The organism is Streptomyces sp. NPDC033221 (genome assembly GCF_055577005.1).
Genome location: NZ_JBVIQN010000017.1, coordinates 112,439 through 125,329, shown reverse-complemented (window position 1 = coordinate 125,329; position 12,891 = coordinate 112,439). Strand labels below are relative to the sequence as shown.

Here is a 12,891-nt window from a genome sequence, read left to right as displayed (position 1 = left end):
CGTGAACAACCCACCCTGGCGGCAGCGGACGTGCGTGTCCTGTCTGACTTTCAAGGTGTGCAAAAAACCCGTCGAAACCCCGGGCGCTCCCCGCACCCGAAGCCCCGCTCGGGCTCCAAGAATCGATCACCCCCAAGTCTGGCGCCGGGGACGTGACTGCTCGCTGTGTGTAGCGCCGGACCTAAAGATCATTAATGGTCGCTTCATGCCCGAACAGCTGAAGCACGGTCAATCTAGACCATCGGGGCCTGTATGAAGAGGGGGATGTGTGCAATTTGTGCTCAAGTTGCGATGCCGAGTCCACCGAACGGTCACCACCCACGGGGACTTGAAGGCGGGGACACGCCTGGTGACCTGTGGCGATGGGTTTTCTGCGGGCTGCCGACACCGGCCCCAAGAAGCGTCCCGGCACCGGCAGTCGGGCCCTGCCCAGGCCCTGCTGACGCCCTCCGGCGGTCGCATCGTGACGGAGTGCCTCTACGTCGGCCAGACCCGGGCGCTGCCGTGCAAGCGGCGCCCGCGGACCACCGCTCCGGCAACCCGCCCCGCCCGGCCTGCCGGGGCGGCCCGGCTCCACGCGTCCCCGGCGAAGCCTGTCCGTCGCCTTCTCTCGGTACGGTGCCCGAAATCTCGGACGGCACCGTGAGGCCCGGGCCGGTGGCTGCCGGGACGCTGGGTGGTGATCGAAGACGGCGGCCGGTCACGAGGCGCGCCGTTCATCCGGCACCCAGGAGGTGTGTCTTGCCCGAAACGCAGGCGAAGGCCGACCCGTTCAGCGCTGTCGTCGTGCTGTCCGGAGGCATGGACTCCACGACGCTGCTCGCCCACTACGCCATGCTGCGCTACCGGCTCACCGCGGTGACGGTCGATTACGGCCAGCGCCACCGCCGGGAGATCGACGCGGCCCGGACGATCGCCGCGCACTACGGCGCGGAACACCACGTGGTGGACCTGAGCGGCATCGGTGTCCTGCTGGGCGGCTCCGCCCTGACCGACAGCGAGGTCAGCGTGCCCTCCGGGCACTACGCCGAGGAGTCGATGCGCGCCACCGTCGTTCCCAACCGCAACGCCATCCTGGCCAACGTGGCGGTGGGCGCTGCGGTGGCGCGGCAGGCCGGCATCGTGGCTCTCGGCATGCACGCCGGTGACCACTTCATCTACCCCGACTGCCGGCCGGCGTTCGTCAAGGCGCTGGATGAACTCGTACAGGTCGCGAACGAGGGATTCGCCACGCCGCGGGTGGAAGCGCCCTTCATTTCCTGGAGCAAGAGGGACATCGCCAGATACGGGAACCGGCTCGAAGCCCCGCTGGACAAGAGCTGGTCGTGCTACCGCGGGGGAGAGCGCCACTGCGGTACCTGCGGCACGTGTTACGAACGCCGTGAGGCGTTCCGTGACGCGGAAGTGCCGGACCCGACAGAATACCTCGATGACGCCACCGAATTCGCGGCGCCGTGAAAGGACCAGGGCACTCATGGCACGTCTGAACGACATCGGCGGCACTTTCGGGTACGGCAGCATTCCGATGGACGGCGAGGAGCCGCCGCACCCGTGGCGGCACGACTGGGAGGCGCGGGTATTCGCCGTGCTGATCGGTCTGGCGATGGCCGGTGTCTGGACCGCCTCGGAACTCCGCGACGCCGAGGAACGCGTACCGCCCAACGACTATCTCGCGGCCAGTTATTACGAGCGGGTTCTCATGGGCATGGAACTCCTGCTCGACGAGAAGGGAATTCCTTCCGGTGGGTGAACGGCGGTACGCCGTCGGGGACCCGGTCCGGGTGCGTCCGGCGGACCCGCCCCACCACACCCGGGTGCCCCGGTACGCCCGGGGCCATCTCGGGCACGTCGCAGCCGTACAACCATCCTGCCCGCTCCCTGACGACGTGGCCCGGTGCCTGGATCCCTTCCGGGTCCTTCCCGTCTACACCGTGCGCTTCGAGGCACGGGACCTGTGGGGGAGCGGGGCGCACCTCGTCCTGATCGACCTCTGGGAGTGCTACCTGGAGCCGGCCGGAGAGGCGGCCCGGGGCCGCCAAGGAGAAACCTCATGAGTTCCGAACACGTCAGCCTCCCCATCGCCGCCCGGGTACGCAGGCTGGAAGCACGCGTCATCGCGGCCGGGCTCGTCACGGACGAGCAGCTCGACACCATTCTGGAGCGCCATCTCTCGCGCGCCACGCCGTTCAACGGGGCCCGCCTGGCCGCCCGCGCCTGGAGCAGTCCCGACTTCCGGGAACTGCTGCTGGCGGAGCCGGCCACGGCGCTGCGGGAACTGGGACTCGACGGGCTGCTGGCCGACGACGAGCATCTGCGGGTCGTCGCCAACACACCCACCGTGCACAACGTCGTGGTGTGCACCCTGTGCTCCTGCTATCCGGTGCTGCTGCTCGGGCCCTCACCGAGCTGGTACAAGAGTGACGCGTACCGGGCGCGCGTGGTACGCGAACCGCGTGCCGTACTGGCCGAGTTCGGCACCGTACTGCCGGATGAGGTGGACGTCCGGGTCTGGGACGCCAGCGCGGAGGCGCGGTACATGGTGCTGCCGCAGCGTCCTGCGGGGACGGAGGAGATGGACGAGGAGCGGCTGACCGCACTCGTGAGCCGAGCGGGACTCATCGGCACGGCTCCTGTGTGAGCGAGCGGAAAGCAAGCGAACAACGGGCTGCTCTCCCCGTCCGGCTGCTTCGGGCCGCACGGGGAGAGCAGCCCGTCGCGCTCCCCCGGGAGTGCCGGCAGGCTGCCGGACAGCGGGCTACCCGGCACGCACCTCCCGCAGGATGACGGCCGCGGCCTCGGCGGCGCAGGCCACCAGAAGGTCCGGCCCGGCGTCCGGTACCAAGGACAGCCGGCTGCCGTTGCCGGTGCGTACGCCGATGGCCCGGGCCCCGAGCGCCCTTGCCGAAGCGATGTCCGCGGGGGTGTCCCCGACCATGTACAAGGCGTCGCCCGGCCGCCGGTGCCCCACCTCGTCCAGGGCCCGGCGGGCGAGGGTCGTCTTGCACTCCGCGTCCGTGATGTGGGAATCGGCGGCCGCCAGATCCTCACGGGTGAGGATGACGTCGAACGCGCTGCGCAGACCGTACCGTTCGAAGAGTTCTCCGGTCGCCGCGGTGCCGACCCAGCTGCTCACCAGCACCAGGCGTACGCCTCTCGCGCCCAGGTCCCGTAGCGCTTCCGCGGTGCCGGGGAAGAGGCGGCCGTGCGGCATGTAGCGGTGCACCACCTCGTCCACGCGGTCGCGGACGACCGTGTCCCCGATGCGCAGTTCTCCGCTGGTGATCGTCTGCCAGTACTCGTACGCGAGGATCACCTCCCTGGAGGGCGGTGCCACCCCCTGGGCGTGGTGCAGGTCGACGATGAAGCGGTGGAACATGTCGTAGAAGTCCAGCAGTGTGCCGTCCCGGTCGAAGACGACCGTGGCGGGGGAGGGGTGCGCCGGGGCACGGGAGACCCGTGCCCCGGACGCGCTGGGGAGCGTCACCGCACGGCCTCCAGCGGCACGGTCGTCTCCGTCGGGCCCGGCGGCGCCTCCCAGGGGAAGACCGTCCAGTCGTCGACCTCGACCCCCTGGTGGTCGGGGCGGCGGGCGCAGTTCTGGTTGCGCACCAGGACCGCGGTGCGGATCTCCGCGGCGTCCAGGGCGCGCAGTGCGCCGACCGCGGTCTCCATCGTGCCGCCGTCGCCCATGATGTCGTCGACGATCAGTACGCGCTTCCCTGTCAGCGGGGAGTCCGGGACGACGTACTCCAGTGCCGCCGCGCCGCGCTCGCTGTACCGGCTGTTGGAGGAGTTCCGGGGAATGCCCATGATCCGGAACTCCGGGACGTTCAGCCGGTGCGCGAGGGCGACGGCGGGGGTGAGCCCGCCGCGCGTGATACCGACGACCGTGTCCGGGAGGGGACCCGCGGCGCGGATGTCCTCGGCGAGGTCCGTCAGCAGCGTACCGAGTGTCTGCCAGCTGATGGTGAGGAGGCGCTGCCGCTTCCACAGGGACGGTCCGGCGGTCATGCGTTGCTCCTTGTGCGGGGGAGGAGGGCCGTGGTGCCGGTGCCGGCGGGGGTGGTGGATCTGAGGTCGATGACCTCGTCCGTACCGGGACCGGTGCCGATGAGCTCGACCCGTACGCCGAGCCCCTGCTCGACCTCGTCGATGAGGCCGGTCGCCGCGCCGGGCGGCAGCGGGCCCTCCTGCCGCCCCTTGACCTCCGGCGCCAGGTAGTCGAGGAAGCTGACGGCGACGCGCGAGGGCCGGTTGATGCGTACGGCCTCCCGGGCCTGTTCCATGTCGAAGCGGCCCATCCGGCGGCGCCGTCCGGTCACCGTGCCGTATTCGACTCCGATGCGCTCCGCTTCCTCCTCGGGCAGCTCCGTCGGGAACGCGCCGGCGCCGACGCGGGTCGGGTAGGCCCGGAAGACCAGGACGACGTCGTCCACGGCCAGCGGGCCCAGCCCGGCGTCCGCGGCCGCCGTGCTCGCCGTGCTGTCCTTGCCCACCGTGTGGGGGTAGGTCCCGTACAGGACCGACAGGCCGAACCCGTTCGTCCCCTCCACCTGGACCTGCGCGCCCGCGTCCACCGCGCTGTTGGCCTCCATGGCGACATCCGCCAGGTAGGGCGCCAGTTCGGGGACGTCCATGGCCCGGCGCGCGTTGCGCAGCGCACGTGCCGCGAGAGCGGGGCCGTGCCCGCTGCCGGTGCTGCGGACCGTGTCGGTGAGGTTGCGGTCGCGCTGCTCGGCCTCGACGTGCCCGGGGTCGATGACGGTCGCCCGGAAGTCGACGCCGATACGGTCGGCCACTCCCAGTTCGTCGATCTCCCGCAGCAGTACGGCGGGGTTGACGAGCACACCGGCGCCGAGCAGCAGCCGTGCCCGCGGGTTGACCACGGCGCTCGGGACCTGGCGCAGTTTGTGCGTCCGCCCGCCGTGCACGATGGTGTGCCCGGCTCCCGGGCCGAGCCCGGCGCGCACCGCGAGGTCCACGCCGTCCTTGAGCGCCAGGTAGCTGGCCATCTTGCCCTTGGCCTCGTCGCCCCACTGGCCGCCCACGATGATGGTGCAGGGCATGTCATCCTCCTTGGACGATGTGTTCGGCCCGCTTGACGGCCGCGGCGGTCAGGTCCCGGCAGTGCCCGACGTCGGCCTCCGCGGCGGCCAGCCGGTGGACCTCGTCCGCCTCGACCCGGCCGGCCAGGCGCGGATCGGCCAGCAGCGTGTCAACCATGTCGGCGGCTTCGCTCGCGGCCCGGCCGGTGGCCTCCTGGAGCAGGCGGTACGCCTCCAGGCGGTCCATGCCGCGCTGGACGAGCAGCAGCAGGGCCGCTTCGCTGAGGTGCTCGTTGTGCGAGTGCTCCAGGTTGTGCCGCATACGGTCGGGGAAGACCCGCAGGCCGTCGATCACGTAGGTGGCGGTGATCAGCATCTCGTCCAGCAGGACGCACGCTTCGGGCAGCGTGAACCGTTCGTTGGCGGAATTGGCCAGGTCCCGCTCGTGCCAGCTGGTCACGTTCTCCAGCGCGGGCCCGACGAGCGAGCGCACCAGCCGGGCCAGGCTGCAGATGCGCTCACTCTGTACGGGATTGCGCTTGTGCGGCATGGCGGAACTGCCGATCTGACCGCCCTCGGCGAACGGCTCGGCGACCTCGCCGATCTCCGTACGCTGCAGATTGCGCACCTCGGTCGCCAGGTCCTCCAGGCAGGCGGCCGTCAGCCCCGCCCAGCAGAAGAACTCGGCGATCCGGTCCCGGGCCACGGCCTGCGCGCAGACGGCCGGCTCCGGGAGGCCGAGGTCGCGCAGGGTCTCCCGCTGCACCTCGGGCCCGTGCGCGCCGATCCCGGCGAGCGAGCCCACCGCCCCCGCGATCTTGCCCATGACGGCCCGTTCCCTGGTCTGGGTGAGGCGTTCCAGACAGCGGACGAACCGGTCGAGCACGATGGCCAGCTTGAATCCGAGCGTCACCGGCTGTGCCTGCTGGCCGTGGGTGCGGCCGATCATGACGTGGTCGCCGACCGCGTCGATGCGCGCCAGAAGGGCGGTGAGGAGGCCGCGCAGCTCCTCCTCCAGCAGCGCGATGGCCTCGCCGAGCTGCAGTGCGAGCGCGGTGTCGAGGATGTCGCTGCTGGTCGCCCCGTAGTGGACCCACGCGCCGTGGGGGCCGCAGGACTCGGCGAATTCCTGTACGGCGGCGAACAGTTCGTGCCGGCTGGTCTCTTCGAGCTCGGCGACGCGTTCCAGGGAGCAGTGGTGGGTGCGGGCGCGCTCGGCGATGATGTCCGCCGAGTCCGCCGGGATGACGCCGAGGCGCCCCTGCGTCTTGGCCAGCGCGCCCTCCACGCGGATGAACGCCTCGTAGCGCGCCCGGTCGGTGAACAGCGCGCGCATCCGCGGACTGCCGTACCGGCCGGTGTCGATGGGGGTCGTCACACCGCCTCCGACGCGTAGTCGAGCGGGACCTGCTGGGCACGTCCGAGGGCGTGCGGGTGGTTCTCGGCCAGGCCGGCCGGGGTGACACGGACGAAGCAGGCGCGCTCGCGGAACTCGGCGAGGGTGTGCGCGCCCGAGTAGCTCATCCCGGAGCGCAACCCGCCGACGAATCGATTCACCGTGTCGGCGACCGGCCCGCTGAAGGGCCACGTCGCCTCCACGCCCTCGGGCGTGTACTGCGCCAGCTCTTCCTTCGTCACCGCCTCACCACGGGCCCGCTTGAGGGTGAGCTGCATACCGAACGTCACAAATCCGGTGCTCACCTTCGCAGGCCGCCCGTCGTGCTCCACCAGAAGGGCGCCGCTCTCCTCGGCACCGGCGAGCGCGCTGCCCAGCATCGCCGTCCGGGCGCCGGCCGCCAGTACCTTCGCGACGTCCCCCGGCTCCTTGATGCCACCGTCCGCGATGACCGGCACGCCCCGCGCCGCGGCCTCCTCCGCGCACTCCAGCACGGCGGTGAACTGCGGCATACCGCTGCCGGCCACCAGACGCGTGGTGCAGATGCCGCCGGGCCCGATGCCCACCTTCACGGCGTCCGCCCCGGCGTCGATCAGGTCCTTGGTACCGGCGGGAGTCGCGACGTTGCCGCCCACGACGGGCACACCGGGCCAGCGGGACTTCAACTGCTCCACGGCCTTCAGGACGTAGTCCGCGTGGCCGTGCGCGACATCGACCACCAGGGCGTCGGCCCCGGCCTCGACGAGGAGGGCCGCGCGGTCGAGGAAATCGTCCGTCACCCCGACGGCGGCCGCCGCGCGGAGCCGGCCCCGCTCATCGACCGTGGCGCCCGGGACGGCGGACTCCTCCGGGCACTGCTGCTTCGCGGCGGTCACCTCGGCGGCCTGGTCCTCCGCCGTCTGCATCCGGTGGATGACGCCGAGCCCGCCCGCCAGCGCCATGGCGGTGGCCATCCGGGCGCCGGTGCACCACGGGGTGTTGGCGGAGACGACCGGGACGGACAGACTCAGGCCCGGGACGAATTCGGTGCCGACGTCGGTGTGCGAGCGGCTGGTGACCGAGGTGCGCTGAGGGACGAGAAGGACATCGTCGAGTCCGAGCCCCGTGGGGATCTCACGCAACGCTCTCACCTTCTTTCTCTGTGTTTGCTGGAGCGGGCAGGCGGGCAGGCGGGCAGGCGGAGCGGGTCGCGGACCGCCCGGTCAGCGGTGCCCGCCGGCCGCGTTGACGACCTCGTCGCGCGCGGGCCCGAACTCCTCGAAGATCCCGGTGAACGCCGACGAGGTCATGACCGCCGGCGTGCGGATGCCCCGCATGGACATGCACAGGTGCTCGCCCTTGCCGATCACGGCCACGTCGGGGGACCCGGTCACCGCCGTGATCTCGGAGGCGATGTCGTGGACGAGGCGCTCCTGGATCTGCAGCCGGTGCGCGTGGCGGTGTGCGATGCGGGCGAACTTCGAGAGCCCGAGCACATGGGAGTCCGGCCGGTAGGCGATCGTGAGCGAGCACGAGAACGGCAGCAGATGGTGCTCGCACAGCGACCACACATTGATGTCGGAGACCGTGACCAGCTGTCCGATCGTGCGCAGCGGGAAGACGGTCTCGACCTTGCCCGCGTCGTACTGCGTGAACTCCCTCCACCACCGCGCGAAGCGGGCCGGCGTGTCCAGCAGACCGGAGCGCTCCGGGTCCTCGCCGATCTCGGTGAGGAGCTGCCGCGCCAGCGCCTCCAGAGGGTCCTGGACCGGCTCCGTGGCCTCGTGCGGCATCTCCAGCGTGCGGGTTTCGGCGCTCGTCGTCATATGGCTCTCCTGTCGCCCCACACGGCCACATGAAGGCGTGTGGTGAGGTTCCATCCGCGCGCTACGACGTGATCGCCAAGCTGTGCGAGATGTCGGTGGGTGGCTTCGGACGTCTGCCCTTCGGGCATGATCCAGACCGGCCGGGTGCCGCAGCGGTCCACGAGGGACGCGACCTCCGCCAGGTCGTCCTCGTCGCGGCAGACGAATTTGAAAGCGGTGCCGGGGACCGCGGCGAGCGCCTGCAGCGCCTCCGGAACGATCCGCCGGTTCTCGGGGTCCCCGGAGTGGGACAGCTTGGGGGAGACGTTGAAACGCACGCCGCCGGTGATCAGACCGGCGTCCGGTGCGATCGTGCCGTTGGTCTCGATCTCCACGTCCCGCCCGTGGTACCGGAGTTCGCGCACCAGGGGGAGCAGGCGGTTCTGCTGGCTGAGCGGTTCACCGCCGGAGATGACGATGAGGTCGGCCTCGTAGGCCAGCAGCCGTTCCAGCACCTCGCGCCAGGGCATCGGATGCAGCTCGTCCTTGGGCGCGTACGCGACTCCGGAGTCGCCGATGCCCGACCAGTCCCAGGTGTACGGGGTGTCGCACCAGCGGCACGAGAGGTTGCAGCCGCCGAGCCGCAGGAACGCGCACCGCCGGCCGGCGGACGGGCCTTCTCCCTGCACGGTGCTAGGTGGGGCCGAAGATCTCGTTCACGACGAGCTTCGGTCCCACCGCGGCGCCACCCCCCTCCCGCTCCCGCCCGGCCTCACGGGGCCGCGTGGTCATGCCCGGTACTCCGCCCAGGTCTTGTCGGTCTCGGAGACCCGGACCGCGGTCAGCTCCGGCAGGCCGGTGGACCATTTCCCGTGGATCCACCGCGCCAGGTTCTCGGCGGACGGATTCAGGTCGGCGACCACGTCGTTGAGGTGACGGTGGTCGAGTTCGGCGTCGAGCCACCGCTTGAAATCCGCCAGCTCCCCGTAGTCGCGTACGAAGCCGGCCTTGGTCAGGGAGTCGTCGTCGGCGGACAGTTCGAGTTCGACGACGTAGTTGTGCCCGTGCATCCGGGAACAGGGATGGCCGTCGTCGAGGTGGTCCAGACGATGGCTGGCGGAGAAGTGAAACTCTTTGCTGATACGGAATCCCAACGGACTCGCCCTTCGGGTAAAGGGAAACAAGCGGTTCACCGGTTCCCGGCCGGCGAGTGACATCCGCTCCGGCCGGGAACCGGGGTCGCTTTCATCTTCGGCGCTGGGGAAAGCGCGGGCCTCTCGGTCCGCACCGAAGGTTTGCCCGCGGGCTCCGGCACGTGGAAACGCGCACCTCCCGTTCGGCTCCGGAACGCCGGAAGGCGGCCGAAGCGCAATGCTCCGACCGCCTGACCGTGCGGGTGAGTGCCGCCTGTATGGGGGGCGGTGCCCGGGACCGGCTGCCGCTATCCTCCGACCGTCTCATCGGTCAACAAGGCCCACAATTCCTGCCGGTTGTAGAGTTTCGCGAACTCCTTGCGCCCCTGGATGCCGAGCTTGCGGTAGGCACTGGTCAGGTGGATCTCCACGGTGCGCCGCGTGATGAAGAGCGCCTCGGCGATTGCGCCGTTGCTGCGGCCACGCACGGCATCGGCGAGCACCTGCCGCTCCCGCCTCGTCAGGGACAGCAGCCCGGTCACGGCCCGGCCGCCACGGTCCCGGCCCAGGGAGTGCAACTGCTCACGGGCCTGTGCCTCGACCGGCGCCGCACCGCAGCGGCTCGCGAGCGCGTGCGCCTGTGCCAGGGTTCCCCGGGCAGCACCCCGGTCGCCGACGCCTTGGAGAAGGGTGCCCAGAGTCAACTGCGCACGGGCCAACCCCAGTACATCGGGGGTTCCCGTCAGTATCCGCACCGCCTCCTGCGCCGGCCCGAGGCCCGCGTCACCGCCGATGACCAGCGCCGCCGTACGCAAGGCGGCTCCCTGGGTACGGTCCGTGGCTTTGCCCCGTACGGCTGCCAGCTCTTCCTCCGCCAAGTGCCTCGCTTCCTCATGCCGCCCCAATTGGTGCAGCACCTCGGCGGCCAGACGGCGCCATTCCCCGGACTCGACGCCGAGCAGCCCCAGAGTCTCCGACCGCCGTCCGCACTCGCGAAGATCCTCCAGCGCGTCACCGAGCTCTCCGGCCGCCATCCGCACCCGGGCCCGCTGCTTCAGCATCGCCTGCGTCGACCACATCGCCGGCATGTCACCGTGGCAGCCGCTCTCACTGAGCACCGTACGGGCGGCGGCCGGTTCCCCCAGGTCGACCAGGACGCCGACCAGCGCGGCAGCCGCCCATACGACGGACGGGTTGGCGCGCCACACCCCGTACCGTCCGAAGGCCTTCAGGCAGGTGCGCAGCAGGCTCTCCGCCTCGCGCAGGTCCCCGCGAATCCGGGCGATCTTCGCCAGGGTCGGCAGGAGCGCGGCGACCTGGAGCTGCCGCCCTTCCCTCTTCGCCACGGCGATGCCGTGCCGGCAGCACTCCGCGGCGAGATCGAGGTGACCCTCGTGCACCAGCAGCGTCGTCCCGGCGCACAAGGGCGCCGTGCTGGGGAGTTCGTACAGGGCCGGGTCGCGCAGCGACTCTTTCACCAGTTCCAGGGCGGCCTCCCTGCTCCGGCCCGCCGCATAGCCGCTCACGGCGCTCAGCACCCCGGCCGCACTGCGCAGCACGCCCTCTTGAGGATCGGACGCGAGATACCGGTCCCCGAGTTCGCAGGCTTCCTTCGTGGACAGCTCGGACAGGGAATGCAGCACGCGGTACAACTGTGTGTCGGCGGTGTAGTGCGGCTGCGAGACGGCGACCGCCTCGACCGCCTCGGCCAGCTCGCGCCGTATCCGAGGGCGCGTGCCGAAGAAGAACGAGGCGTCCGCCAGCCGCGCCAGGAGCTGCGGGTGCTCTTCCGCCGTCACACCTCGGCGGGCCATGTCCGAGAGCCGGCCGATGGCGGCAGAGGGATCGGTGAGCAACTGCACGTCCACGAGCTGGGCGGCGGCCCGCCGCCAGCCCTCTCCCCGCGCGTCCTGCACGGCTCGTTGCAGATACCCCTCGGCCTCGCCCGTTTCCTCCCGTACGAGGGCGGACCGCGCGGCAGACCGCAGCGTGTCCACCATCCAGGAGGCCGTCAGTGGAAGGGTGCTCGCCATCAGGTGTCCTGCCACCTGTTCGGCCGGGGCCGCACGGTTCTGCAGATGTTCCGCGGCCTGCATATGGGCGGAGTTCTTGACCACGATGGATGTCTGCTCGCGGAGGGCCGCCGCCACGACGGGATGGCGGAACGACATCTGTCTCCCGTCGCGGAACAGGCGCATGCGCACCAGGACATCCGCCGCCTCCGAGCCCGTCGCACAGTCCAGGTGGGCCAGCTCCGCGACCATCAGCGGATCGGGACCGTCCCCCAGGACGGCGACCATACGGGCCATGGCCGACGCAGGCTCCGAGACGCGTGCGAGCCGGGCGAGCACATGGTCGGCGACGGCTCGCGGCCCCAGACCGGCGACCTCTCCAGGGGTGACGGTCCGACGGGCCGACAGCGATTGCGCGAGCGCCCGCAGGAACAGCGGGTTGCCCGCCGTCGCCGTACGGCAGGCCGCCGCGAGGCCGGCGTCACACAGCCGGCCGGTCACGGCCGTCACCAGTTCGGCCGTGCCCGGCAGGTCGAGACCGCCGAGTTCGATACGTCCGGAGGCGCTCAGCCGCAGTTCCTCCAGAGCGGCCTGTGCCTGCACCGGCTCACCGTCGGCCAGCGTCAGGACGATGAGGAAGCGGCCCGCTCCTTCGCACTGGCACAGCAAATAGGATAAACAGTCCAGCGAGGCGGCATCGGCCGAGCCGATGTCATCGACCGTGATGAGCAGCGGGGCCGCCGCGGTGAGGGCCTGGGTCGCCTCCTGAAGCCCGGTGTACACCTCGCCCAGCATCGGCTCCCGGCCCGCGGCCGACGTCACCCGGCCCGAAAGCGCTTCCTCGGCCCGGCGCAGCGATTCCGCGGCCGTTCCTCCCGTCGGGAGCGATGCGCCGTACAGGGCGATGAGTTTGCGCGCGGTGCCGAAAGGCACGCCCCTTTCCATCGGCGTGCACTTCAGTTCCACGGCCAGATGACCGAGCGCGCGTGCCTCTTCGCGAAGGGCGCGCAGCACAGAGGTCTTTCCCGCGCCGGTCTCTCCGTACACGACCCAGTGACCGCCCCGCCCGGCACTGCTGTCGGCCAGCGCCCGGCGCAGCAGGTGCATCTCGGGACGACGGGCGGTCATCGCCGAGTCACCCGCGCGCGACAGGCCTTCAGCTGGTGGCGTTTCCACACTCATATGTCTCCGTTCCCCCCGTGTTCACCCCGAGCGGTCGGACGCTGTGCAGTCGAGATCAGTAAGGCGAGAGGACGAGAATGCGTACGCAATGGACGGCAGTTCATATGTCGGTGCCTTCGTGCTAGAGAGCTGAGCATGAGCGTGGACCAGCGCGGCCACGGGGGAGCCCGCACCGAGCGGAAGAGCGACGCCCGTAAGCCGGCGCGCAGGAAAGGGAAGGCGGTCGCAGAAGGGCATGGCGGTGCCGGCGAAGCGCCTCGCCATGCTGACGGGCCTTCGTCGGTCGGTGCGGTGGCGACGGCATACGGCCGGCCGGAAGGCGGGCGCGAACCGGGAAGG

Annotated in this window: 13 protein-coding genes; 4 read left to right on the top strand and 9 right to left on the bottom strand. The window is 70.9% G+C overall.

Going from position 1 to position 12,891, the window contains the following annotated elements:
- Positions 1-741 precede the first annotated feature (741 nt).
- The 4 genes from queC to ACZ53K_RS22860 are packed head-to-tail and all read left to right on the top strand — an operon-like array spanning position 742 to position 2,638.
- Positions 742-1,458 carry a 7-cyano-7-deazaguanine synthase QueC gene (gene queC / locus ACZ53K_RS22875; protein WP_468839585.1) on the top strand — a complete coding sequence of 239 codons (717 nt, stop codon included), beginning with the start codon at positions 742-744 and terminating at the stop codon, positions 1,456-1,458.
- A gap of 16 nt (positions 1,459-1,474) precedes the next feature.
- A complete protein-coding gene (locus ACZ53K_RS22870; protein WP_468839582.1) occupies positions 1,475-1,750 on the top strand; it encodes a hypothetical protein in 276 nt (91 codons plus the stop codon).
- A complete protein-coding gene (locus tag ACZ53K_RS22865) occupies positions 1,743-2,054 on the top strand; it encodes an SH3-like domain-containing protein (protein WP_468839579.1) in 312 nt (103 codons plus the stop codon). The genes ACZ53K_RS22870 and ACZ53K_RS22865 overlap by 8 nt, the downstream gene beginning before the upstream one ends.
- On the top strand, positions 2,051-2,638 hold the full coding sequence (locus ACZ53K_RS22860; RefSeq protein ID WP_468839576.1) for a nitrile hydratase subunit alpha: 588 nt from the start codon (positions 2,051-2,053) through the stop codon (positions 2,636-2,638). Before ACZ53K_RS22865 ends, ACZ53K_RS22860 begins: the two co-directional genes overlap by 4 nt.
- A 117-nt stretch (positions 2,639-2,755) precedes the next feature.
- On the opposite strand, the gene ACZ53K_RS22855 is transcribed toward ACZ53K_RS22860, so the two are convergent.
- From ACZ53K_RS22855 to ACZ53K_RS22815, 9 genes are all read right to left on the bottom strand, one after another.
- A complete protein-coding gene (locus tag ACZ53K_RS22855) occupies positions 2,756-3,484 on the bottom strand; it encodes an HAD family hydrolase (RefSeq protein ID WP_468839573.1) in 729 nt (242 codons plus the stop codon).
- Positions 3,481-4,011, bottom strand: coding sequence for a phosphoribosyltransferase (locus tag ACZ53K_RS22850; RefSeq protein WP_468839570.1), 531 nt, complete (start codon positions 4,009-4,011; stop codon positions 3,481-3,483). The genes ACZ53K_RS22855 and ACZ53K_RS22850 overlap by 4 nt, the downstream gene beginning before the upstream one ends.
- Positions 4,008-5,066 (bottom strand): adenylosuccinate synthetase, encoded by a 1,059-nt coding sequence (locus ACZ53K_RS22845; protein WP_468839567.1) that lies wholly within the window; start codon positions 5,064-5,066, stop codon positions 4,008-4,010. The genes ACZ53K_RS22850 and ACZ53K_RS22845 overlap by 4 nt, the downstream gene beginning before the upstream one ends.
- A 1-nt stretch (position 5,067) precedes the next feature.
- Positions 5,068-6,423 carry an adenylosuccinate lyase gene (gene purB / locus ACZ53K_RS22840; protein WP_468839565.1) on the bottom strand — a complete coding sequence of 452 codons (1,356 nt, stop codon included), beginning with the start codon at positions 6,421-6,423 and terminating at the stop codon, positions 5,068-5,070.
- Positions 6,420-7,571, bottom strand: coding sequence for an IMP dehydrogenase (guaB, locus tag ACZ53K_RS22835; RefSeq protein WP_468839562.1), 1,152 nt, complete (start codon positions 7,569-7,571; stop codon positions 6,420-6,422). Before guaB ends, purB begins: the two co-directional genes overlap by 4 nt.
- A gap of 72 nt (positions 7,572-7,643) precedes the next feature.
- Positions 7,644-8,246 (bottom strand): GTP cyclohydrolase I, encoded by a 603-nt coding sequence (folE, locus tag ACZ53K_RS22830; protein ID WP_468839559.1) that lies wholly within the window; start codon positions 8,244-8,246, stop codon positions 7,644-7,646.
- Positions 8,243-8,914, bottom strand: a complete 672-nt coding sequence (locus ACZ53K_RS22825) for a 7-carboxy-7-deazaguanine synthase QueE (protein ID WP_468839556.1) — start codon at positions 8,912-8,914, stop codon at positions 8,243-8,245. The genes folE and ACZ53K_RS22825 overlap by 4 nt, the downstream gene beginning before the upstream one ends.
- A gap of 99 nt (positions 8,915-9,013) precedes the next feature.
- Complete coding sequence (locus ACZ53K_RS22820) at positions 9,014-9,379, bottom strand: 6-pyruvoyl trahydropterin synthase family protein (protein ID WP_468839553.1); 366 nt, start codon at positions 9,377-9,379, stop codon at positions 9,014-9,016.
- A gap of 287 nt (positions 9,380-9,666) precedes the next feature.
- Complete coding sequence (locus ACZ53K_RS22815; protein ID WP_468839550.1) at positions 9,667-12,498, bottom strand: AAA family ATPase; 2,832 nt, start codon at positions 12,496-12,498, stop codon at positions 9,667-9,669.
- Between the last annotated feature and the right edge of the window lie 393 nt (positions 12,499-12,891).